The organism is Algoriphagus sp. NF (assembly GCF_028823735.1).
Classification (GTDB): Bacteria; Bacteroidota; Bacteroidia; order Cytophagales; family Cyclobacteriaceae; genus Algoriphagus; species Algoriphagus marincola.
The window spans coordinates 19996-42421 of sequence record NZ_JAPEIB010000003.1; the positions used below are offsets into that span (position 1 = coordinate 19996).

Below are 22426 nucleotides of genomic sequence, written 5' to 3' on the forward strand. Positions count from 1 at the left end.
TTACTTTTAATTTTCAGTTAAATAGGTAACCAAAAATAGGGTAATAAAAGCTCCCATGATATCAATACGTATAAAATTCATTTTGGCTCTCTTTTTTGTAGCTTCCTTTTCAGAAGTTTTAGCGCAACGAGAAGATGCCGGTAATTATGAATACGATAAAGAGTTCATTTTTGGGCTAAATAAAAATACCAATGGAGGTCTGATTGGAGGCCTGATGTTTAAAGTTGGTACAAGGATATCTGATGAACAGTTCAGCTTCTTTGCTGTAGAACTAGCCAATGTCAAGAATCCCAAAGAAGTCCGCTACAATACTGTATTAGGCAATAGTTACATCTTTGGAAAATCCAATTATCTGTACTCCATAAGACCACAATATGGACGGGAAGTGATCCTCTTCCGAAAAGCACCAAATCAAGGTGTGCAAGTCTCTGCCCTGGCTGCAGTTGGTCCAAGTATTGGTTTGATCGCCCCATATTACATTGAATATGCAGTAAATAGACTGGAAACAGTAAGAGAACAATATAACCCTGAAGTACATCAAAGCCGGTTTAATATTCTAGGAACAGGAAGATTGTTCGAAGGACTTGGGGAATCTCAACTTGCAATAGGTGCAAATGCAAAAGCAGCCATCAATCTTGAATTTGGAGTCTTTAGAAGCAATGTCACCGGCTTGGAACTAGGATACATGATTGAAGGTTTTAACAAGGAAATTCCATTGATACCCACTGCTGAAAATCGTCAGTTTTTCCAAGCTGCCTATTTCACCTTCTACTACGGATTCCGAAAATAGACTGGTGGTATTTCCCGGAATAAAATTTAATTTTGACCCTGAAAATCCAATAGAATGATAGAATTACCCGTAATATCCGAGGAATCAACTCGCAGAAAAAAGCCTAATTGGCTGAGAGTCAAGCTTCCAGTGGGTAAGGAGTATGCCAAAGTTCGCAAACTTGTCGATCAACATAAACTTCACACGATTTGCGAAAGTGGAAACTGTCCCAACATGGGTGAGTGTTGGGGTGCTGGTACTGCTACCTTTATGATTTTGGGAAATGTATGTACCCGATCTTGTTCCTTCTGTGCTGTCGCGACAGGTAGGCCACCTGAGTATGATGAAGACGAGCCAAGAAGGGTGGCTGAGGCCATCAAATTGATGGGGGTCAAGCATGCAGTAATTACCTCAGTCAATCGAGATGAGCGTAAAGATCGCGGCGCCGAAATTTGGTATCAGACAGTTGTACAGACCAAAGAGCTTTCTCCAGAAACAACCATAGAAACACTTATTCCCGATGTCAAGGCAAATTGGGATGCATTATACCGAATGATCAGTGCAGGACAGGAAGTCGTTTCTCATAATATGGAAACTGTGGAAAGTCTCTACAGAAGAGTAAGACCTCAGGCTAAATACAATCGTTCTTTGGAGCAGATTAAATTGACCAAAGAGTATGGAAAACGAACCAAGACTGGTATCATGCTAGGCCTTGGAGAAACCAAAGATGAGGTTTACAAAGCGATGGATGATTTGGTAGCCCATGGATGTGATATCCTGACATTAGGACAATACCTCCAACCTACCAAAATGCATATTGAAGTTGCAGAATTCATTCATCCGGATCTTTTTGATCACTATCGTGAGGAAGGATTGAAGAGAGGATTAAAATATGTGGAGTCAGGCCCACTTGTCCGATCCTCCTATCATGCCGAGCGGCATGTAAATGTTTAAAAAACCAAAAGCCATCTTCTCAGATGGCTTTTTTGATTTAGAAGTATTCAGTAAATCAATAGCTTTCAAACTTGGTAGGAAATTTTCTATCCTTCACGTCTTTTATATAGTTTTGGAAGGCTTCAGTCATTATAGACTGAAGGTCAGCATATTGCCGCAAAAAGCGTGGCTTAAACTCCTGAGTAATCCCCAGCATATCGTGCATGACCAATACCTGACCATCTACATCGGGACCTGCTCCTATCCCAATCACAGGGATTTTCACAGATTCAGCCACTTTCTGTGCCAAGGCAGCAGGTATCTTTTCAAGGACAATCGCAAAACATCCGCATTGCTCTAGCATTTGTGCATCTTCCAAAAGCTTCTTTGCCTCTGCTTCTTCCTTTGCTCTGACAGTGTAGGTCCCAAATTTATAAATAGACTGAGGAGTCAAACCCAAGTGCCCCATGACGGGGACACCTGCACTTAGAATTCTGCTAACTGACTCTTTGATCTCAGAGCCCCCTTCTACCTTGACGGCATGGGCACCGGACTCTTTCATGATTCGGATAGCAGATCGCAATGCCTCCGAGCTGTTTCCCTGATAGTGTCCAAATGGAATATCTACCACAATAAAAGCTCTTTTGACTGCTCGCACCACCGAGGAGGCATGATAAATCATCTGATCCAAAGTAATTGGAAGTGTGGTCTCATGGCCTGCCATCACATTGGAAGCTGAGTCACCTACTAAAACAATATCAATTCCTGCACTGTCCACAATTTTAGCCATCGAAAAATCGTAGGCTGTCAACATGGATATTTTCTCCCCACTATCTTTCATTTCCTGAAGAATATGGGTAGTGACTCGTTTGACCGAAGAAGAGGAGTGAACAGACATGATATCAGTGTAAGTGTACAGAATAGCTTGACGAGGAAAGATCTACTCGGATGTGCTCATTGAGCGTAGTAGAGAGTTCAAAACCTGTGTAATCAGGTCTTAAAGGAAATAAACCATGGGCTCTATTTACCAAAACAGCCAACTCCATTTTACTAATTTCCTCCTGCAAAAATGGCTTCATTGCATAAGCCACAGTCCTACCTGTATTTAGGACATCATCTACGAGAATCAGGCTCTTCCCTGTTAAATCCAGGTTTTGGGAAAGTGAAATCTTAGAATTAGCAACATCAGACTTATCCAATTGTACCTGCAATTGTTCTACCTGCAATTCGGATATATGACTTAGCTCTTTAGCCAAAAGCTCAGATAGGATCAAACCCATACCAGTCACACCTGCGAAAACAACACCTTTCGTGTGAAGATTACGCTCGTAGATTTCGAAAGCCATCCGGGTTATTTTCTGCCGGATTTGTTTGTCGTTGAGTACTTCGCTCATGATAAAATTTTGAAAATGAAAATTAGGCCTATTTGCCTTGCTTTCAAAATCAATTTTTAGCGATGGCTTTCCTCCTCCTCCAGCATATTCAGATAGCTCCGGTATCTGCTAGGGTGAATTTCCCCTTCTTCTAGCTTTTCGAGTACGACACAGCCCGGCTCATTGACGTGACGGCAATTGTGAAACTTACAATGACCTAAATAGGCTCTCATCTCTGGAAAATAGTGGGAGAGCTCATTTTCTTCGATATCCAAAATCCCAAATTCCTTGATCCCAGGAGTATCAATCAGATCTCCACCTCCATCAAGTTCAAAAAGTTCTGCGAAAGTCGTGGTGTGAACTCCCTTGCTGCTAAACTTGGATATTTCTTGGGTGCTTTGCTTTGCTTTTGGTACCAACTTATTCAAAAGTGTAGATTTCCCTACTCCAGAATGCCCCGCTATCAGGGTGGATTTCTCTCGAAGTAACTCTTGGAAACGGGACGAAAGGTCCTGATCACTTTGAGCAGAAATTTCTATCACAGGAATATCCAGAGGATCATAAATTTCATGCAAGTTCTCGAGCCATTCTTTGCCTTTTTTCTTCGATTGCAGCAAGTCCATTTTGTTGACCACAAGTATGGCTGGAATCCTGAAACTTTCTGTACTGACGAGAAAGCGATCGATAAATCCAGTAGAGGTCCGGGGTTGCTCCATGGTGATGATCAACATGGCCTGATCCAGATTACTGGCAATGATATGGGAAAAGTGTTGATTTCGAGTAGACTTGCGGATCACATAATTTTCACGTGGTAAAATACTCCGAATGACAGCAGTCTCCTGTCCCGGTTCAACATCAAGCTCAACCCAGTCTCCCACGGATATAGGATTGGTGAGCTTCAAGTCTTGCTGCTTGAATTTCCCCTTTAACCTTGCCTGAATGTACTTTCCTTCGGCGTTCACGGTGTACCAGCTACCAGTGGATTTGATTACTCTTCCCTTCATTTATTGCAAGTTATCGGTAAAATCCAAAATTCTTTCAGTCGCACCCCGATTGCTTTCTACCCAAGAATTTGCTGAAATCCTACTTCTCTCCAAGTTTTCTGGATTCTTTAAAGAATCAAAAGCAGTTTTTAGTGCTGAGAAATCCTCCACTTCAAATCCACAACCCTGTTTGATTGACTCTTGAGCCTCAGGAAATTTTCCTACTTTTCGAACCCTCCCAAAAATAACAGGAGTGCCAAAGCCAATCGACTCCAAGATATTGTGTAAGCCCTCTCCGAATGCACCTCCTACATAGGAAACCTGTGCAAATTGATACAAAGAGGCGAGCATTCCGATGGTATCAATAATTAGCACCTCCGTGGTTTTCTTCTGATCCCAGGAGGTATAAAATTGACATTCGGCCTTTATTTGAGATTCCCAACTTTGCATTGGCCCTGGGTTCATACTATGCGGAGCAATGATCCACTTGAAGTCTATATTTTGATTGATCAAAGGAATGAGTAAATCCATATCTTCTTGCCAAACAGAACCTAGAACGACCGCAGGCTTTTCCCCTAGCCAAGTTTCGATTTGGGGGAATCTCTTCGGAACCCTAGCGGTCTCCGCTACCCGATCAAAGCGAGTATCACCAACTCTTGTGTAAGATTGAAAATTGATTCCTTCAAGGAGCTTATCACTTTCCTCATTTTGAGTGAAAATATGGTCAAAGAAAAATATTGGAGCTCTGAAAAATCCCTTTCGCCTAAAATAAACCTGATCTTCCCGAAAGCTTGCAGAAATCAAGTAGAGAGGAATACCACGAGAAGAGCTTTCTTTGAGAAAATTAAACCAAAGATCATACTTGACGAAGTAAATAATGTCCGGCCGAACGATATCAAGAAATTTCCTAGCATAACTAGGCCTGTCAAGTGGCAGGTAAGTGATAAAATCAAGGACCGGTTCATTCTTTTTTGAGATTGGCTCAAATCCTGAAGGTGAAAAGAAACTGACCAAAATCTGTACTTCAGGCTTTCGCCGCTTCCATCCGCTCATCACCGGCCTCGCCTGCTCATATTCCCCCAAAGAGGCGACATGAAACCAGATTACAGGTCTTTCAGGATCAAGAACAAAAGTTCTCAATCGCTCAAAGAGGCCTTCCCTCCCCTTTACAAAATCAGCGATCTTAGTAGAAAATATAGCTGCAACTGGAAAAAGAAATTCCACCACCCGAAGAAAGAAATTGTAGATCCATTGCATGGCTAAAATTAAGCTTTCCCTAGAGAAGATTTAAAATTAGTAGCTTCTCATTCATATTTTTTTAAAAATATGGGTGCTCTTTTGTTCGATTACATTTAAAAATTTTTAATTTCAAAGTTACCTCTTGGGTAAACTTTAAAATGAGAATGCAGAATACATGATTAAGGTTCTTTTTGTCTGTCTTGGAAATATTTGCCGATCGCCTCTAGCTGAAGCAATTTTTAATCATAAAATCCATAACAAAGGGCTTGATTCTTTCTTCAAGTCTGACAGTGCTGGCACTTCTGACTTTCACATCGGGGAGCTCCCTGATGAACGGACTATTCGCTGTGCAAAACATTACGGCATGTCGATCAAACATCGTGGGAGGCAAGTAAACCGTGTGGATTTCCGTGAGTTTGATTACATCATCGCCATGGACAATCAGAATCTCCAAAATCTAGATAAACTTAAAATCAGATATGGTTTCCCCGACAAAATCATCTATCTCATGCGGGATTTTGTGGAGGAAGAAAAAGGCCAACCAGTTCCAGACCCCTATTATGGCGGTGAAGAAGAATTCCACAAAATCTATGATATTTTAGATCGGGCCATAGAAGATTTTTTACAGGAATTGAAAGAACGACATCAGCTTTATGCTTGATTTGAATGGGATTTATGAACAAATTCTTTTCCAGACACTAGGCCCTTTGGCAGAATTTAAGTCTGCCACACTCATCGCTGCAGGCAATCACAACCAAGGAATCAGACTTGCCTGTTCAGAGGGTACATTTTTTCTGAAACTCAACTTTGATCACGAAAAAGATATTTTAGCACGTGAAGCTCAAGGCTTGGATCTGCTGAGAAAATCAACCTTCCTGAAGGTACCGGAAGTCTACGGGTATGGTCGAGTAGACGATTACAATTATTTGCTCACAGAGTTCTTAGCTGGCGGTAAAAAGCAACCCAACTACTGGGAAAATCTTGGCATCGGATTAGCCCATCTTCACCTGACTCAGCGGGAGACTTTTGGTCTGGAATCTGATAATTTCATCGCTTCCCTCTATCAAAAGAATCCCGATACAGATGACTGGCTAGACTTTTTTATTGAACAGCGCTTGGAGCCCCTTTTGGGAAAGGCTTATTTTGACCGCTTGATTCCTTTGGATTTTCTGAAAAAATTCCAGGAAATCTATCCCAAACTCGAAGGTATTTTCCCGAAAGAAAAACCCTCACTCGTACATGGTGATCTTTGGAGCGGGAATGTAATACCCACAGATTCGGGGGAACCGAGCCTGATCGACCCTGCCATCTATTTTGGACACCGGGAAATGGATCTGGCTTTCAGCAGATTGTTTGGGGGATTTGACCGGCAATTCTATGATTCCTACGAATCAGCCCTTCCCCTGGAACCGGAATTCGAGTCGAGAATTGGAGTTTATAATCTGTACCCCCTTTTGGTTCACCTCAATTTATTCGGAGAAGCCTATCTGCCGGGAATTCAAAAAATCATTAACCGCTTTCAATAGAGCCATCATTGATTTGTGGAATTAATCCTAAACCAAATCAACCTTTCCACCCGTTTTCACTGCTTTATAAATCGCGTCGATGATGACCATATCTTTCAATCCTTCCTCTCCATCTACTGGGATCGATGCTTTCTTTCCATTCAAAATAATCGCCGCCATCTCATCCATCTGGGTAGTTTGATGGGTTACATGAGGTTCATCCAATGGCCCTTGATGTGTACGCCCCTTGATAGGTCCATAGCCTGTGGAAGGTTGCATTTCGGCATATCCATTGGTTCCATTGAGGAAGAACTTATCCAAATTATTCATGCTGTAAGTCGAAAGACAAGAAGCTACAACCCCTGAAGGAAAACCCATTTGGAAAGTGATGGTCTCATCGACCCCTTCCTTAAACTTTACAGGGTCTGTTTTGACTTCTTGAGCTGTAACCCAAATAGGCTCCTCTCCTACCATATATCGGGCACCATTGATAGAATAAATCCCGATATCCATCATTGCTCCACCACCTGCTAACTCAGCATTGAGCCGCCATTGATTCGGATCACCAATGCGGAAACCACTCAGCCCTTGGAAAAATTTAATTTCCCCAAATGCACCATCTCGCCTCATATTGACCACTTTTAAAGTATTTGCCTCAAAATGCATCCGGTAGCCGATTAGCAAATGAACTCCAGCTTTTTCACAAAATTCCACCATTTCCTTCGCATCACTAGCATTGACTGACATGGGCTTCTCACAAATCACATGCTTTCCAGCTGCAGCCACTCCCAATGCATGCGGTTTATGCAAAGCATTGGGTGTGATGACATAAACAGCATCAATATCCGGATTGTCTTTTATCTGATGGTAGGTATCGTAATTATAGCAATTAGCCGCAGGAACAGCATATTTTTTACTCCAGGACTCCAGTTTGGAAGGAGTGCCACTAATCAATCCTGTAATTTTTGCACGCTTCCAGCTTTGCATTGCATCTGCAACACGAGCTGCATAACTCCCCAATCCCATCAAGGCTACTTTCAAAACAGGACCATCTTGAACGGGTCTGATAGCAGCAAATTTTTTTGGCGATCCCCCTGAAAAACTTTCAATTTTTGGCACCGCAATAGCAAGTGCTGAAAGGCCTGTCTTGAGCAAAAATGATCTTCTTGACTTCATAATCTTTTCTTTTTTTGAAGGTTTCATGAAAGACTTTTTCTAGAAAGGCTTCATGTAAAATGAGAGCAGGAATGAAAATACAAAATTCCTCCCAAAGAAGACTATTCCATTTCTTCTCCGCACTATCTCCTGACAATTTGGAAAGCATGTCGGCTACTTTGTTCCAATAGCACTTCCCGGTCTTTAGTAAATAAATTCAGATCAGCCAATTGAGGATTTAAAACAGTCAAAAGCTCCAAGCCATCATTGTAACGAATGGTAAAACTGCCTTTTAAAGCTAAAATCAATTTTTCCAGTTTAAATAGCTGATCATCCAAAACGAGTGAAACCCCCATCGCAGTGGTCTGTAAAAGATTAACCTGCAACTTTAACTCATCTAATTGCTGATAGATCACATGAATATGTGACTCATTGAGAAAAGTGAAATCCGTAACCCGGAACGTGACCAATATCTGATTTTGCTTCAAAATAATCGTAGGTAACAAATTAGGCGCTCCTGTATCATGGATCTTGGTACCCGACTCATCCGGCTTCAAAAAAGACTTGACAAAAAGCGGAATTTTACGATTGGCAAGAGGCTTGATCGTCTTTGGGTGAATCACGGTAGCTCCATAAAAAGTCATCTGAGCGGCCTGAAGGTAATCCAATTCATCAAAAAGCACCGATTCCGGGAAAAGCTTTGGATCTGCATTGAGTACTCCGGGCACATCCTTCCAGATAGTCACTGATCGAGCATCAAGACAGGATGCCAATATAGCCGCGGAGAAATCCGATCCTTCCCTTCCCAAAGTAGTGGTCTTCCCCCCAGAATCACTCCCTATGAAACCCTGAGTTATTACCGGAAACTTTTCCAAAACAGGTTCAAGCATCTTTTTTGACTTCTTTCTGGTTTTCTCCCAATCCACATTTGCAAAGCGAAAATTGGAGTCTGTTTTAATCAATTCCCTGGCATCCTGCCAGACCACAATCAACCCTATTTCACAGAGATACTCTGCCACAATCCGACTGGAAATCAATTCTCCAAAGCAAATTATCCGATCGTAGGCCTCATCATAATTCTCAGGGCTGATGGGCTTTTCGAGTTCATGGCTCAGTTGAACAAAGAGATTTTTTACTCTGGAAAATACAGGATGGCCAGAAGGAAAAAGCGCTTGGCATATTTCCAAATGAAAATTTTTTAAAATTGTATAATTTGAAGATATATCCAAATTATCCAATCGAAACTGTAGTAATTTTTCCAGTGCATTGGTCGTCTTCCCCATTGCTGAAATGACTAAAAGCGTCGAATTACGCAATCGATTACGCAAAATTTCAGCTAAGTTTTTTATAGATTCAGCATCTTTGACGGATGCTCCACCAAATTTGAAAACGATTGTTTTTGCCATCCAATTTTCTTTCTAATTTCGAGAAGAATATAAACCCAAATATTGTACTTTTCTAATAATGAAAATTAATCCTTATCAACCCGATCAGAGTGGCATGGCCTACTCTGTGGGCACCACCCTTGATCGCTTTATCAAATTCAAACAAAGCGATTTTCCTTTTGCCTCCGGAGAACTCTCCCAACTTTTGCGAGATATTGCCCTTGCAGCAAAGATCGTGAACCGGGAAACAAATCGTGCAGGCCTAGCCAATATTGGCGGGGCTTTTGGTCAAACCAATGTCCAAGGCGAAGAGCAACAAAAGCTGGATGTGATCGCCAATATCCGATTTATGCGCGCACTGAGCAAAGGCGGTGAAGTGTGCGCCATTGTTTCTGAAGAAGAGGATGCTGTCATCGACCTGAAAAATAAATCCGGCAAATACGTCGTGGCCATTGACCCTTTGGATGGAAGCTCAAATATTGACGTAAATATCAGCATAGGGACGATTTTTTCAATTTACAGACGAAAGACTCCACTTGGAAGTCCCATTCAGATGGAAGATATCATGCAACCAGGTTCGGAGCAAGTAGCAGCAGGGTATGTACTCTATGGTTCTTCTACCATGCTGGTATATACCACCGGCTTTGGAGTAAATGGGTTCACCTATGAGACCAGCCTAGGGGAGTTTTTTCTTTCACACCCACAAATCAAGGCGCCCAAATCAGGAAAAATCTATTCCATTAACGAAGGATTGGAGCTGGATTGGCAGGAAGGTATCAAGGATTACATTGATGAATGTAAATCAAAACGATATGCGGCCCGCTATATTGGGTCTTTGGTGGCTGACTTTCATCGAAACTTGCTTAAGGGAGGCATTTACCTGTATCCAGCGACTAAAAACAACCCCAATGGTAAGCTCCGGTTATTATATGAAGCAAATGCATTGGCCTTTATTGCAGAGCAGGCAGGAGCAAAAGCTACGGATGGAAAATCCAGAATTTTGGATATTCTCCCCGACTCCCTTCACCAGCGTACACCACTATTTATCGGCTCAGAAGAAATGGTTGACCAAGCGATTAAGCACATCGAAAAATCGAAGATCTCTGCGACCGTTTAAAACCATTCTGATTGAAATTTGTACTAGAAACTGTACCTTCGGATTTCAAACCTAAATGATATGAACAGATACAATCTTTGGATATTGATCGGTGCTGGAATGCTAGCCACTGTTTCCTGCGCAACAAAGGAAGCAGATGATATCAATCAGCCTGAGCCAGTAGACCCTACTTTCGCACAGCAAACTGAAAAGCACCTTATCAAAGTAGATACACTATTCACCGAATTCGAGAGCCCATGGGGTATGACTTGGCTTTCGGATGGAAAAATGCTCGTAACTGAGCGAAAAGGTGAAATATTGATTTTCGAAAACGATGAATTTACCGGTCAAAAAGTGACAGGTCTTCCGGAAGTTCATGAAGTGAATCAAGCAGGTCTTTTGGATGTCGCAGCACATCCAAATCATGCTGAGAATGGCTGGATTTACATTGCTTACGCAAAGCCATTCCCTGACAATAAAGGGGCTTTAACGATTATGCGTTTTAAGCTTGATGACAACAATAATGCAATTGATCAGGAAGAGCTCATTGTGGCCATGCCTGAATGGGAAGGTGGACGTCACTTTGGAAGCCGCATTGTATTTGATAATGAAGGCTATCTCTATTTTTCCAATGGAGACAAAGGAAATAAGCCTGAAAATGCTCAAACCTTGACCAATGCTCATGGAAAAGTTCACAGAATTCATGACGATGGTAGAATTCCTGCAGACAATCCTTTTGTCAATGAGGAAGGCGCAGTAGGTTCCATTTGGTCTTATGGAAATAGAAATCCACAAGGATTATATTTTGACAAAGCGAATAACAGACTTTGGGAAGCAGAGCACGGCCCAATGGGTGGTGATGAACTCAACCTGATCGAAAAAGGCAAAAACTACGGTTGGCCTGTGATTACTTACGGGCAAAATTACGATGGAACACCAATCACTGAAATCACCGAAAAAGAAGGGATGGAACAGCCTGTCACTTATTACGTGCCATCAATCGCAACTTGCGGCATGACTATGGTCACTTCTGACAGATATCCCAACTGGAAAGGAGATATTTTGATAGGAGCTTTAGCAAAAATGCACATCAACCGAGTAGACATGGATGGAGCAACTGCACTTTCACAAGAAGTGATGTTCCAAGACATCGGACGAGTGAGACAAGTATCTGAAAGTCCGGATGGATATCTTTACGCCATCACAGAAGGAACAGGCCTGCTAGTCAAACTTCTGCCTGTGGAATAAAACCAACAAAAAAGCTCTTCAAAATGAAGAGCTTTTTTTATGTCTATACGAAGTCAACATCCACGTTGAAAGGGTATTTCATCAGAAACTGAAGTGCTTCCTCTATCTCCAGATCTTCAAACAAAACCCGGTACAGGTTTTCTGTAATTGGTGCTCGTAAATCTGATGCCTCCAAAAAACCTTTGATAATTTTCACAGTATTAATTCCCTCTGCCACTTCTTCCATTTCATCTAGGATCTGAGGTAATTTTTCTCCCTTTGCAAGGCGATAGCCTACCGTGAAATTTCGAGAATTCACCGAGTTGCAAGTGGTCACCAAATCCCCCACACCAGCTAGCCCAAAGGCTGATTTCACACTACCTCCTAAGGCACGACTTAAATGTACCATCTCCACCATCCCACGGGAAATAAGTAGCCCTTTGGCATTTTCTCCCAAACCCAAACCTGCCAGTGCTCCTGCAGCTATGGCAATGATATTCTTCAATACCCCACTTAGCTCTACTCCGATGATGTCGGAATTGCCGTAAACCTGGAATTTTTCAGATCGAAGCAAACGCTGACCTTCCAAAATCACCTCGTTGAACTTAGAAGAAATCACCGTTGCTGCAGGTTGACCTTTGGAAAGCTCCTTTGCGATATTCGGTCCGGCTAGGCAACCCACGCGAACTGCCACAGTCTCTTTCTGTAGCACTTCGCTCATGGTCAGAATGCGGTTACGGTCAAGGTTTTTCACCTCATCCAAACTTTGCCCTTCAGGCAAATCCAGACAAAGTCCCTTCGTACCGTGAATGACTAAATGATAGGGCTGAAGGAAAGGAGAGAATTTCCTGGCGACATCCTGAAATGCCGAACTGGGAACCATGAAAAAAATGGTTTGGCAGGATTCACAAAGCTGCTGAGGATCCTGTGTAGCCACAATGGATTCATGCATTGATTTGCCCTGCGCCGTATGATTTTCATTAATCTCTGCAACGACCTCAGCATTTCTTGCATAAACCAAAACTTGGTTTTTTTCAGCAAGCATATTGGCGATGACGGTCCCAAAAGAACCTACGCCTACTACACCGATCAATGATGAATCAGAAAAGGTTCTCGAGCTCATAGCCGTGTAGTCTATTGTGATAGAAATAAAGTAAACTCATGTCCTCGGTCACTATTTGACCTTTTTTATTTCGGATCAAAGGCCGCTTGGCATGATACATCCCCACGTTATCGAGTCCATGAGCGATAATTTCCTCTAGACTTCGCTTCATGTGTGGAGCAATTTTGATCAATCCCTGCTCACGAAGAATTAGAATCTGATCATACACTCGCTGACAAGCATCCTTGAATTCTTCATATTCAATAAAAATTTCCTCTTCTGGCAATCTAATCAAGTCAAATAGATCCAATTTGGAGTTTTTGGCTTTGATGAGTTCGAATGCTGTAAAGGCTACCAAATGTGAGCTAAACACCCGATTGATCCGGTGAAACTCCTCTACAATTCTCCTTCCGAGCATGTGGGTGTATTCTTCCTCTCGCTGAGAATCCACAGTCACCTTGCCTCCTGATCTGAAATAATGACTGGTATCAATCACTCTTCCATGCTGATCCAAGCTCTCCCCCTTTTCGTTGACATAATTTCCCAGGACATCCATCGCTTTCCCAACAGAAACAGAAATATCTGAACCCTTGGTAAAAAACTTGACGAGGAACTTCGAGATTTTGTAAGAAGTAGAGAACTCATCATTCTCTTTGTAATAGCGCTCCTGCCCGGTGATACTTAAGTGATCTCGTATTAGACTAGGCGCCTCCAAGACAAAGTGATAGTTGATCGTGACGGGTACCACGAAGATTTTACCTGAAATCCCGGTGATGCCCTCCTGATAATTATTTCGCTGGGCTTCAATAGCTGTGCTAAGTAAGCCTAATTTGAGTTTGCTCTCAATCATACCGCTTCGGCTACGTGTGCCTCCAGGGAAAAAGAGCGAATGACACCCGAACTGAATAGCCTCTTTGGAATAGGTTTTTAAGGTCTCCAAGTAGACCAAATTCTTTTTTCGACGATCTACTTTATATGCTCCAAGCGCATTCATAAAGTAGGCAAAAATGGAAATATTGAAGAGATTCAATCCAGCGCCATAGATAAATGGAGGTAATCCTAGCACTGAAATAATCCACCCAATAAGAATACTATCCAGATTGGAAAAGTGCGTAGGAACCATCACAATGGTGCCTTTTGTAGCCAAATCTCTGAGTTGATCGGTTTCCCCAGTGATTTGTATCTTATCCTGTAGGGTGTACTGATTGGAAAAAATGGATCGAAATCCTTTTACCCGGGCCGCATTGAGCAAGCGTGCAAATCCAAAGGTGACCACGCTCCGAATAAACTTGTAATGCTGATGCTTAAAATTGCTGGCAATTTCCTCTGAATACCGGGAAGTAATGGATTCTAATATTTCCTTATAAATCGCTTCCCGTTGCTTTTTGGAAAGGCTTGTCTCCGAACTCGCATGAAGAAGAGACTCTTTGACTTTTCCCCAAAAGGCTCCCTCATCATCTGGGTCCACCACCCATGGATTTTGCTTGATTCGAAGCTTCTCTCGGTAGCGAGTAGTTTCCAGCTCTTCCTTCAATATTTCCATATTGTTGGAAGTAAGCTTCAATATCCTACCTTGAGCATTTTCAGATACTTTTTTGACAAATTCCTTTCGCTCACGCGCCAATTTGACAACAGGCCACTCATCCTTACTAGGAAGGATAGGATCGTATTTGTGCTTGATATATTTTTCCTCCAAGGGGCAGATTGATTAGAAAAATCAAAGATACATAAATAGAATTAGTCAGATTAGGATTAGCTGGCAGAGGGCATAGGTGTACCTTTTTTTGATTTCACCAAAAAAGCTACGACCAAGGAGGTAATCAAACCCATAATGAAGGCTCCTATAGTGGCTTGGATGATATAACTTTTCAAATTGAAAAACTCCTCTGCAGCGCTTCTCTCCATGATACCAGTGCTTACTGAATATTCGATCACATTGGAAAAATAGTCGGGAGTAATGTAAGTAGAGGTGATATACTGACTCAATGGAGTAAGCATGGCCACAATCAAGGTAATGATCATCCCTGATACGAAGCCTTGCTTGAAACTCAAGTATCCTCCATAGAAATTCTTCTTTTTGTCCCGAAGCGCTAACACATAAATCAGAATCGAGGGGATAGCTACCAAATTGGTATAAGTAGCATGATCAGCAATCTTCTCATCGTGCCAACCCATGGATTTCTCAAAGACCATCCAAATCAGCATCATAGCCACAAAAATTAGTGCCCATTTAATTTCAATACTTAGCTTTTTCATCGTAGTGGGGGTTATGATAAATCAATAAAATACAAAATACAGAAAATCTATAAACGTTTCGGGATGTAGACCGTTTGTCAGTAAAGCCAAAAGATTTCTTGCACTGCACCCAAAGCATGCTATTTTTACGCTCGCATTCCTGATGAAACCTGACCTCAAACAAATCCAAGTCCCGATTGCTGCCGAAATGATGGAATTCGAGCAGAAGTTTAGGGATTTTATGAAGAGCAAAGTCAAGCTCCTTGACCACATCACCAATTACATTGTCAAGCGCAAGGGTAAGCAGATGCGACCCATGTTTGTGTTTTTGACAGCTGGTGTTTGTGGACAGATCAACGACTCTACCCACAGAGGAGCTGCGCTTATCGAACTCCTTCATACAGCTACCCTAGTGCATGATGACGTGGTGGATGATGCGAACTACCGCCGGGGATTTTTTTCTGTAAATGCACTCTGGAAGAACAAAATCGCCGTTTTGGTTGGGGATTACCTGCTGTCGAGGGGGCTACTCCTTTCCGTGGACAATGGAGACTTTAATCTGCTGCAAATCGTCTCCAATGCCGTAAGGGAAATGTCAGAAGGTGAACTTCTGCAAAGTTATAAAGCCCGAAAACTGGATGTAGACGAAGATGTTTATTACGAGATTATCCGACAAAAAACAGCCAGTCTCATCGCCTCTTGCTGTGCAGTTGGCGCATCAAGTGTGGGAGCCGACTTGGAGAACGTAAGCAAAATGCGTGATTTCGGAGAAAAAGTCGGGATGGCTTTCCAGATCAAAGATGACCTTTTCGACTATGGGGAGGATGAAATCGGTAAACCCGTAGGCATTGATATCAAGGAAAAGAAAATGACACTTCCGCTGATCTATGCCTTGAGAAATGCAGACTGGTTAGAAAAAAGAAGAATTATCTCCCTGATCAAAAACAAATCAGAAGATAAGAAAGCTGTAGCTCAGGTAATTGACTTTGTGAAGAAAAGCGGTGGACTGGAATATGCCAAAGGGAAGATGAATGACTTCTATCAAGAAGCTTTGGATATCCTAAAGGACTTTCCTGATTCCGAATTTAAGACATCCCTCAAAGACCTCGTCAGTTACACCATCGAACGTAAGAAATAAGCCGGACAGAATCCGGCTTTTGCATTACTTCATGGGATTGATATTCTGAATTTTTCCGTCAGGTAGGTGGGTTAACTCAGCCATTTTGATATTCCTAAGTGGAGTCTCTCCTGATAGCTCAGTATCATGGTAAAAAAGATACCATTTGCCCTCAAACTCCACAATAGAATGATGATTGGTCCAGCCCTGAACTGGTTCTAAGACATTTCCCTGGTACGTAAAAGGCCCATAAGGGCTGTCTCCAGTTGCATAAGCGATAAAATGGGTGTCACCGGTAGAATAGGACAGGTAGTATTTTCCTTCGTATTGATGCATCCAGGCTGCTTCAAAGAACCTCCGATCATTGTCTCCTGCTTTGATTGGCTCACCATTTTCATCCAAAATCAAAACTTCCTTTGGCGTCTCATCGATTTCAGTCATCGACTCAGAAAGCTTGGCAATGTATGGCATTAAGGCTTTTTCGTCTGGTGCTGGAATACCATCTGTTGGACCTTTTCGTCCTTCTACCAGCTTTTGATCTTCATACCATTGAAGCTGACCGCCCCAGATTCCTCCCCAGAGAAGATAGTAATCATCGCCATCCTGGAAAGCTGAGGGATCCATACTGAAAGTTCCAGTGATGGGTTCCGGCTCGGCTTTGAAAGGTCCTTCCGGACGATCAGAAACTGCTACTCCTATTTTGAAAATATCCTGCTTGTCCTTGGCAGGGAAGTAGAGGTAATACTTCCCATCTTTCTCTGCTGCATCCGGTGCCCATAGCTGGCGACCCGCCCAAGGCACATCCTCGAGTTTGAGCGCAACTCCATGGTCGGTGACTGGTCCTCCCGGACTTTCCATAGAAAGCACATGGTAATCCTTCATGTCAAAATGCGAACCCATGTCATCTTGAGCTACATCGGTTTCAATATCGTGCGATGGATAAATGAAGATTTTACCTTCAAAAACATGGGCTGAGGGATCGGCGGTGTAGATGTGTTCAACAAGTGGGGGATGAGCGAATTCAGAAGCGGTGGAGTCGGCCTCGACTGTCTGAGTAGTTTCTTGAGGCTGGGAACAGGCGATTCCTGCAATGACCAGCAAACTAAGGTAAGGGATTGATTGACGCATGGTTAGATTAGGTTTGAAATAGAGGTTGAAAATAGTGAAGGATATTGGTTTTCGAAATGCAAAACAAAAAGTAGGATGGTATCAAATGATACTATCACTTTTTATTTCATCAATCCAACCCCTCCAAAAACCCCTTAAACTCATCAAATCCTTTTCCCATCGGGATCACCTGTTTTTCTCCTTGCAGAAAAGCCGCCAATCGCTCCGGTAGCACCAATTTTTCTCCCAATGCTTCCTCCACCACATCCCGGAATTTACCCGGATGGGCCGTTTCCAAAAAGACTCCCACATAACCTGGATTTTCGGCCATAAAGTCTTTCAAACCCAAATATCCCACTGCTCCATGAGGGTCGAGTATATATCCCTTTGGCTGTATTGCTTGAATGCCCTCCACCGTTTGCTCATCGGTGTAGAAATACCCTTTCACGTTTTCCCGTAACCGATTCTCATCTCCTTCATATAGCGCAAGAAGCCTTGGGAAATTACTTGGATTGCCCACGTCCATAGAATTGGACACAGTCGGGATGGAGGGCATGGCCTTAAAAGGTGAGCCATGCAAATATTCGGGAACTACCTTATTTACATTGGTTGCTGCCACAAACTGTGCTATCGGCAGGCCCATCTGCTGTGCCAAAACCCCAGCTCCGATATTCCCGAAATTCCCGCTTGGAACTGCAAATGCAACTTTTTTACTAGTCTTAGGCAACCTGGAAAAAGCATAGAAATAGTACAGGGATTGCGGAATCCACCTTGCTATATTGATGGAATTTGCCGAGGTCAGCATCAGCTTTTCATTTAATTCCCTATCCAAAAAAGCCTGCTTCACCAAGGTCTGACAGTCATCAAAGACTCCCTCCACCTCCAAGGCGGTGATATTTTGCCCCAATGTGGTAAACTGCTTCTCCTGAAGTTTACTGACTTTTCCTTTGGGAAAAAGAATAATCACTTCCACACCTGGAACGCCCAAAAAACCATTGGCAACAGCACTTCCGGTATCTCCTGAGGTGGCAACCAAAACTCGAAGCGTCTTACTTTTATCTTCGACCAGCATGCTCATCAGTTTGGAACAAAACCTTGCTCCTACATCCTTGAAAGCCAAAGTAGGCCCATGAAACAGCTCTAGACTATACACATCTTCCTCCACCTCCACGATTGGTGCATCAAAACTGAGCGTATGATTAACCAACTCATGAATCTGCTTTTCGGTCAAATCCTCCGAAAACAAAGCCCCAATCACCGCATAGCCGATTTCCCGAAAGCTCATTTCGGACATTTTTTCGATCAGGTCATTTGGCAAAACAGGAATCCGCTCGGGCATATACAGCCCATTATCTGGTGCCAAACCTTTGATTACGGCCTCAGAAAGACCAACTTGATGCTTATGGTTATTGGTGCTGTAATACTTCATGCTGTGGTTTATTCAATTACAAAAGCTCCACGGGTATTGATCGCTGAGTGATAGGCATCTACTCCGAGCCCCATAGATTCATAGACCTTTCGAGCCGCTGAAATAATTCCGGGGATGGAACTCTCCCCCTGACAGAGGGAAAAAAGGGTTGGCCCGGAGCCTGAAATACCCATTCCGAGTGAACCAGCCGATTTGATTGCTTCTCGTACCTCATAAAATCCGGGGATCAACACTGCTCGATAAGGCTCTGCTATCACATCCCGCAATGACCTTGATATCAATCCATAATCGGATAGAAAAAGCCCAGAAACCAAGCCACCAACATTTCCTGATTGTATGGTGGAATATTTTAAAGGAATTTGGTCCCGAAGAACTGAGCGGGAATCCTCTGTCCGGAGTTCATAATGCGGATGCAAAAGCACACAATGTAATTCCGAAGGCACTGGCAGTTTGATGACATCTAGTGGATGATAATCCCGGATCAGGACAAATCCTCCCAAAAGACTAGGAGCGACATTATCTGCATGACCAGCACCGCAGGCAACTTTCTCAGCTAAGATCGCAAAGGGCAGCAGATCTTTTTTCTCCAATGGGTTTTCTAGGAATTCATTCAAAGCGACCAAGGCCGCCACGGCACTGGCAGCACTTGAACCCATTCCAGATCCGAGTGGCAGCCCTTTTTCTAAATGAATATCCAATCCAAGATGGATTCCCAACTCATCCAAGAGAGCTTGAATGGCTACCGAACAGGTATTTTTAGCAGCATCCAAAGGCAATCTACCCCCGTCTCCTGTGATTGAAACTACCCTGAGCTCTTGGCTATTATTTTCTATGAGCTGCACGGTATCTCCCATACCTTCTATAGCAAAGCCAAGAATATCAAAGCCACAGGAAACATTGGCTACAGTAGCTGGCGCAAAAGCTTTGACAGTTCGCATCACTCCCGAGTATAGTTACCGATTCGAATGACGTCTGCAAATACACCCGCTGCAGTTACATCTGCTCCGGCACCTGGCCCTCTGATGATCATAGGCCGATCAAGATATCGCTCTGTGGTGAGTAGAATCATATTATCACTGCCACTCAAATTGCTAAATGGGTGCGAAGCAGGAAGCGAATTCAATCCCACTTTCGCCTTACCGTTTTCGAGTGTCGCCATGAATCTTAGCTTTTCGCCCTTAACTTCAGCTTCCTTCAGGAGTTTGGCAAAAGAAGCATCTTGATCTTTCAGTTTTTCAAAAAAATCGTCAACCGATTGCACAGACTGGCAGTCTTCAGGCACCATACTTTGCACCGTGATATCTTCAAATTCTAGTCTTTGCTCCGCCTCTCTTCCCAGGATCAAAATTTTTCTAGCTACATCCATCCCACTAAGATCATCTCGAGGATCTGGCTCAGTATAGCCTTTCTCTTTAGCAGATTTGACCACTTCGGAAAATGGGTCTCCCTTTTCCAATTCGGAAAAAATAAAATTCATTGACCCACTCAAAACTGCCTCAATTCGGATCACCTTATCCCCGGATAGCATCAAATCCTGTAAGGTATTGATGACGGGAAGCCCTGCTGCAACATTGGTTTCGTAGAGGAATTTCACCCCTCGCTTCTTCGCCAGCTTCTTGAGCTCCAGGTATTGCTCCATGGTTCCAGAGTTGGCTTTTTTGTTCGGAGTGACAATGGCCACTTTCGCCCCCAAGACACGAGGATAGGCATCGGCCACTTCTTGACTTGCGGTGCAATCCACGAAAACAGAGTTAGAAAAGTTCATTTCCTCCATTTGTCGGACAAACTTCTCCATATCCATTTTTTGATCCTTTTCGGACAAATCATAACCGGCTTTCAGATCAAATCCATCCTCATGAAAAGCCATAAAACGACTATTCGCCAAACCGTGGATTTGGATATCCAGCTCGCTTTCCTCTCGAAGTTTTGCCTGCTGGATCTCGATCATTCGCATCAGGGCTTTTCCAATCAAGCCAGTCCCTACCAAAAAGACGTGAAGTACCTTGTTTTCTGAAAGGAAAAAGGCCTCATGCAGGGCGTTCAAAGCCTTTTGCAAGTCCGGCTGAGGAATTACGGCCGAAATGTTCAGCTCTGAACTTCCCTGTGCAATTGCAGCCACGTTAATGTTATTCCGACCCAAAGCCCGGAACATTCGCCCTGATGCACCCGGGTTTTGCTTCATATTTTCTCCCACCACCGCAATGGTCGAATACCCATGAAGGAGGGACACTTCCTCCATTTCATTGGATTTGATTTCGTAAAAAAACTCTTGCTCGATCACCTCTTTCGCCAGATAGGCTTCACTGGTTTTGATCGCGAGGCAAATGCTGTGCTCCGAGGAAGCTTGAGAGATAAGGACGATATTGACTTTGGCCTCTGAAAGGGCTTTAAATACCCGACTTCCGGCAGTTCCATCCAATAAAGCAGCTCCTTGAACAGTTACAATGGAAATATTGGACATGGAACTGATACCCTTGATCAGCGGGCCATTGGTCACATCCCCATTAATCAAGGTTCCCGCATTTTCAGGTTCAAAAGTATTTTTGATCCTAATCGGAATATTCCGCTTCATCGCCGGCTGCATGGTTGCAGGGAAAATCACTTTCGCCCCAAAGTGAGATAGCTCCATCGCCTCATTGTAGCTCAACTGAGGAATGGTGAAAGCGGTGTAAACCAAATTTGGGTCCGAAGTCAAAACTCCGGATACATCCGTCCAAATCTCCAAATCATCTGCTTCCAAGGCTGATGCAAAAATCGCTGCGGTATAGTCTGAACCAGACCTTCCCAAGGTAGTGGTCTCACCCTTTTCCGTTGAAGCGATAAATCCTGTGATCACCTTAACCCCATCATAATTCAAAAAATACTGACGGATCAATGCATTGGTTTTTTCAAAATCAACCCTTGCCTGCCCAAATCGATCATTGGTACGGATCACTTCTCGTGCATCGAGAAAGCGGCTTTTCACGCCCTTGGCAGTCAATGCTTCTGATAAAATGAATGCAGAAAGCCGCTCCCCAAAACTCACTACATAATCCAGCGTCCGAGGGGAATTTTCTTTTATCAGATAAATACCATGAAACAAGTCCTCCAATTCATTGAATCGGACTTTTACATAAGTCATGACGGTAGACTGATTCTGCACAGCAATAAGTTGCCGAACCATATCCAAATGCTTCTCTTCAAGCGTCTGTAATAAATCCCGATAAACCTGATCCCCTTCTCTGGCCATTTTGGCAATGGTGAGGAGTGTCTCAGTAACCCCACCAAAAGCGGAAAAAATTACGGCTATTTCCTGTCGCTTCAGTTTATCCTGAATGATGGAAAAAACCTGTTTAATTGAATCTGGATTCGCTATGGACGAACCACCAAACTTGATGATTTTCATGATTTACTTTGTGATTTGATGAGAAATATGGCAAAAGCCAAAAGGGCGGAGGTAGAAAATAGATACGGGATTACCCCGTAATGATGATCGTCATCATGGTCTTGCTCATTCCAAAAAAGGTAAAGCCCCAAGAAAGTCGTGGGGTAAAAGCCGGTAAAAATGGTGCAATCATGGACTTTTTCATAGCAAGGATAGCATTTGCAAGTTTAAGCCTCCATTTTCTTTTTGCCAAGCATTCACCCATTTATCTTTCAAATTGGCAGAAAAAATAGCCTTTAAATAGATTTTTTCTAAAAGAAAGATAATGGATCACCCAAATATTTTTTCGAAAACCGACTTTCCTATAAAATAAAAATGAAGTAAATCCGCTATTTTAGAGTGAACCA

20 protein-coding genes are annotated in these 22426 nt (G+C 42.9%); 7 read left to right on the forward strand and 13 right to left on the reverse strand.

The window, feature by feature from the left end; genetic code table 11:
* The first annotated feature begins 55 nt into the window (after nucleotides 1-55).
* Both OU792_RS01935 and lipA read left to right on the forward strand, forming a co-directional pair.
* Complete coding sequence (locus OU792_RS01935; RefSeq protein ID WP_134202551.1) at nucleotides 56-790, forward strand: hypothetical protein; 735 nt, start codon at nucleotides 56-58, stop codon at nucleotides 788-790.
* Nucleotides 791-844: 54 nt separating this feature from the next.
* Nucleotides 845-1723: a lipoyl synthase gene (lipA, locus tag OU792_RS01940; RefSeq protein ID WP_100628366.1), complete on the forward strand. Its 879-nt coding sequence runs from the start codon at nucleotides 845-847 to the stop codon at nucleotides 1721-1723.
* Nucleotides 1724-1778: 55 nt separating this feature from the next.
* On the opposite strand, the gene panB is transcribed toward lipA, so the two are convergent.
* The 4 genes from panB to OU792_RS01960 are packed head-to-tail and all read right to left on the reverse strand — an operon-like array spanning nucleotide 1779 to nucleotide 5315.
* Entirely contained in the window at nucleotides 1779-2600 is an 822-nt protein-coding gene (gene panB / locus OU792_RS01945) for a 3-methyl-2-oxobutanoate hydroxymethyltransferase (protein WP_274669319.1), read from the reverse strand.
* Nucleotides 2601-2604: 4 nt separating this feature from the next.
* The gene (locus OU792_RS01950) at nucleotides 2605-3096 is read right to left on the reverse strand and encodes a phosphoribosyltransferase family protein (RefSeq protein ID WP_134202552.1); all 492 of its coding nucleotides are present in this window, start codon (nucleotides 3094-3096) and stop codon (nucleotides 2605-2607) included.
* 56 nt (nucleotides 3097-3152) lie between these two features.
* Nucleotides 3153-4079, reverse strand: coding sequence for a ribosome small subunit-dependent GTPase A (gene rsgA, locus OU792_RS01955; protein WP_134202553.1), 927 nt, complete (start codon nucleotides 4077-4079; stop codon nucleotides 3153-3155).
* Nucleotides 4080-5315 (reverse strand): 3-deoxy-D-manno-octulosonic acid transferase, encoded by a 1236-nt coding sequence (locus tag OU792_RS01960; protein WP_134202554.1) that lies wholly within the window; start codon nucleotides 5313-5315, stop codon nucleotides 4080-4082.
* 157 nt (nucleotides 5316-5472) lie between these two features.
* Between OU792_RS01960 and OU792_RS01965 the strand changes: the two genes are divergently transcribed.
* Both OU792_RS01965 and OU792_RS01970 read left to right on the forward strand, forming a co-directional pair.
* Nucleotides 5473-5958 (forward strand): low molecular weight protein-tyrosine-phosphatase, encoded by a 486-nt coding sequence (locus OU792_RS01965; RefSeq protein ID WP_026947947.1) that lies wholly within the window; start codon nucleotides 5473-5475, stop codon nucleotides 5956-5958.
* Nucleotides 5951-6823, forward strand: a complete 873-nt coding sequence (locus OU792_RS01970; protein WP_274669320.1) for a fructosamine kinase family protein — start codon at nucleotides 5951-5953, stop codon at nucleotides 6821-6823. The genes OU792_RS01965 and OU792_RS01970 overlap by 8 nt, the downstream gene beginning before the upstream one ends.
* Nucleotides 6824-6850: 27 nt before the next feature.
* Here the strand turns inward: OU792_RS01970 and OU792_RS01975 are convergent, their stop codons facing one another.
* On the reverse strand, nucleotides 6851-7978 hold the full coding sequence (locus tag OU792_RS01975) for a Gfo/Idh/MocA family protein (RefSeq protein ID WP_274669321.1): 1128 nt from the start codon (nucleotides 7976-7978) through the stop codon (nucleotides 6851-6853).
* Between the two features lie 122 nt (nucleotides 7979-8100).
* The gene (locus tag OU792_RS01980) at nucleotides 8101-9363 is read right to left on the reverse strand and encodes an aspartate kinase (RefSeq protein WP_274669322.1); all 1263 of its coding nucleotides are present in this window, start codon (nucleotides 9361-9363) and stop codon (nucleotides 8101-8103) included.
* A 58-nt stretch (nucleotides 9364-9421) separates the two neighbouring features.
* Between OU792_RS01980 and fbp the strand changes: the two genes are divergently transcribed.
* Nucleotides 9422-10459 (forward strand): class 1 fructose-bisphosphatase, encoded by a 1038-nt coding sequence (gene fbp / locus OU792_RS01985; protein WP_134202558.1) that lies wholly within the window; start codon nucleotides 9422-9424, stop codon nucleotides 10457-10459.
* A gap of 60 nt (nucleotides 10460-10519) precedes the next feature.
* The gene (locus OU792_RS01990; RefSeq protein WP_134202559.1) at nucleotides 10520-11686 is read left to right on the forward strand and encodes a PQQ-dependent sugar dehydrogenase; all 1167 of its coding nucleotides are present in this window, start codon (nucleotides 10520-10522) and stop codon (nucleotides 11684-11686) included.
* Between the two features lie 43 nt (nucleotides 11687-11729).
* Here the strand turns inward: OU792_RS01990 and OU792_RS01995 are convergent, their stop codons facing one another.
* The 3 genes from OU792_RS01995 to OU792_RS02005 are packed head-to-tail and all read right to left on the reverse strand — an operon-like array spanning nucleotide 11730 to nucleotide 15023.
* Entirely contained in the window at nucleotides 11730-12788 is a 1059-nt protein-coding gene (locus tag OU792_RS01995) for an NAD(P)H-dependent glycerol-3-phosphate dehydrogenase (RefSeq protein WP_222584554.1), read from the reverse strand.
* Nucleotides 12766-14463 (reverse strand): 1-acyl-sn-glycerol-3-phosphate acyltransferase, encoded by a 1698-nt coding sequence (locus tag OU792_RS02000; RefSeq protein ID WP_100628378.1) that lies wholly within the window; start codon nucleotides 14461-14463, stop codon nucleotides 12766-12768. Before OU792_RS02000 ends, OU792_RS01995 begins: the two co-directional genes overlap by 23 nt.
* 56 nt (nucleotides 14464-14519) lie before the next feature.
* Nucleotides 14520-15023: a DUF4199 domain-containing protein gene (locus OU792_RS02005; RefSeq protein ID WP_274669323.1), complete on the reverse strand. Its 504-nt coding sequence runs from the start codon at nucleotides 15021-15023 to the stop codon at nucleotides 14520-14522.
* Nucleotides 15024-15165: 142 nt separating this feature from the next.
* Here OU792_RS02005 and OU792_RS02010 point away from each other — a divergent pair, with 142 nt between their 5' ends.
* Complete coding sequence (locus tag OU792_RS02010; protein ID WP_274669324.1) at nucleotides 15166-16140, forward strand: polyprenyl synthetase family protein; 975 nt, start codon at nucleotides 15166-15168, stop codon at nucleotides 16138-16140.
* 24 nt (nucleotides 16141-16164) lie between these two features.
* On the opposite strand, the gene OU792_RS02015 is transcribed toward OU792_RS02010, so the two are convergent.
* From OU792_RS02015 to thrA, 4 genes are all read right to left on the reverse strand, one after another.
* Complete coding sequence (locus OU792_RS02015) at nucleotides 16165-17247, reverse strand: glycoside hydrolase family 43 protein (RefSeq protein WP_274669325.1); 1083 nt, start codon at nucleotides 17245-17247, stop codon at nucleotides 16165-16167.
* A 109-nt stretch (nucleotides 17248-17356) separates the two neighbouring features.
* The gene (gene thrC / locus OU792_RS02020; RefSeq protein ID WP_274669326.1) at nucleotides 17357-18655 is read right to left on the reverse strand and encodes a threonine synthase; all 1299 of its coding nucleotides are present in this window, start codon (nucleotides 18653-18655) and stop codon (nucleotides 17357-17359) included.
* Between the two features lie 8 nt (nucleotides 18656-18663).
* Complete coding sequence (locus OU792_RS02025) at nucleotides 18664-19593, reverse strand: homoserine kinase (protein ID WP_274669327.1); 930 nt, start codon at nucleotides 19591-19593, stop codon at nucleotides 18664-18666.
* Nucleotides 19593-22040: a bifunctional aspartate kinase/homoserine dehydrogenase I gene (thrA, locus tag OU792_RS02030; RefSeq protein ID WP_274669328.1), complete on the reverse strand. Its 2448-nt coding sequence runs from the start codon at nucleotides 22038-22040 to the stop codon at nucleotides 19593-19595. The genes OU792_RS02025 and thrA overlap by 1 nt, the downstream gene beginning before the upstream one ends.
* Between the last annotated feature and the right edge of the window lie 386 nt (nucleotides 22041-22426).

Excerpts from the sequence above, each read along its gene's own strand:
- OU792_RS01935 (WP_134202551.1), top strand. The coding sequence starts at position 56 with ATGATATCAATACGTATAAAATTCATTTTGGCTCTCTTTTTTGTAGCT.
- lipA (WP_100628366.1), top strand. The coding sequence starts at position 845 with ATGATAGAATTACCCGTAATATCCGAGGAATCAACTCGCAGAAAAAAG.
- panB (WP_274669319.1), bottom strand. The coding sequence starts at position 2,600 with ATGTCTGTTCACTCCTCTTCTTCGGTCAAACGAGTCACTACCCATATT.
- OU792_RS01950 (WP_134202552.1), bottom strand. The coding sequence starts at position 3,096 with ATGAGCGAAGTACTCAACGACAAACAAATCCGGCAGAAAATAACCCGG.
- rsgA (WP_134202553.1), bottom strand. The coding sequence starts at position 4,079 with ATGAAGGGAAGAGTAATCAAATCCACTGGTAGCTGGTACACCGTGAAC.
- OU792_RS01960 (WP_134202554.1), bottom strand. The coding sequence starts at position 5,315 with ATGCAATGGATCTACAATTTCTTTCTTCGGGTGGTGGAATTTCTTTTT.
- OU792_RS01965 (WP_026947947.1), top strand. The coding sequence starts at position 5,473 with ATGATTAAGGTTCTTTTTGTCTGTCTTGGAAATATTTGCCGATCGCCT.
- OU792_RS01970 (WP_274669320.1), top strand. The coding sequence starts at position 5,951 with ATGCTTGATTTGAATGGGATTTATGAACAAATTCTTTTCCAGACACTA.
- OU792_RS01975 (WP_274669321.1), bottom strand. The coding sequence starts at position 7,978 with ATGAAGTCAAGAAGATCATTTTTGCTCAAGACAGGCCTTTCAGCACTT.
- OU792_RS01980 (WP_274669322.1), bottom strand. The coding sequence starts at position 9,363 with ATGGCAAAAACAATCGTTTTCAAATTTGGTGGAGCATCCGTCAAAGAT.
- fbp (WP_134202558.1), top strand. The coding sequence starts at position 9,422 with ATGAAAATTAATCCTTATCAACCCGATCAGAGTGGCATGGCCTACTCT.
- OU792_RS01990 (WP_134202559.1), top strand. The coding sequence starts at position 10,520 with ATGAACAGATACAATCTTTGGATATTGATCGGTGCTGGAATGCTAGCC.
- OU792_RS01995 (WP_222584554.1), bottom strand. The coding sequence starts at position 12,788 with ATGAGCTCGAGAACCTTTTCTGATTCATCATTGATCGGTGTAGTAGGC.
- OU792_RS02005 (WP_274669323.1), bottom strand. The coding sequence starts at position 15,023 with ATGAAAAAGCTAAGTATTGAAATTAAATGGGCACTAATTTTTGTGGCT.
- OU792_RS02010 (WP_274669324.1), top strand. The coding sequence starts at position 15,166 with ATGAAACCTGACCTCAAACAAATCCAAGTCCCGATTGCTGCCGAAATG.
- OU792_RS02015 (WP_274669325.1), bottom strand. The coding sequence starts at position 17,247 with ATGCGTCAATCAATCCCTTACCTTAGTTTGCTGGTCATTGCAGGAATC.
- thrC (WP_274669326.1), bottom strand. The coding sequence starts at position 18,655 with ATGAAGTATTACAGCACCAATAACCATAAGCATCAAGTTGGTCTTTCT.
- OU792_RS02025 (WP_274669327.1), bottom strand. The coding sequence starts at position 19,593 with ATGCGAACTGTCAAAGCTTTTGCGCCAGCTACTGTAGCCAATGTTTCC.
- thrA (WP_274669328.1), bottom strand. The coding sequence starts at position 22,040 with ATGAAAATCATCAAGTTTGGTGGTTCGTCCATAGCGAATCCAGATTCA.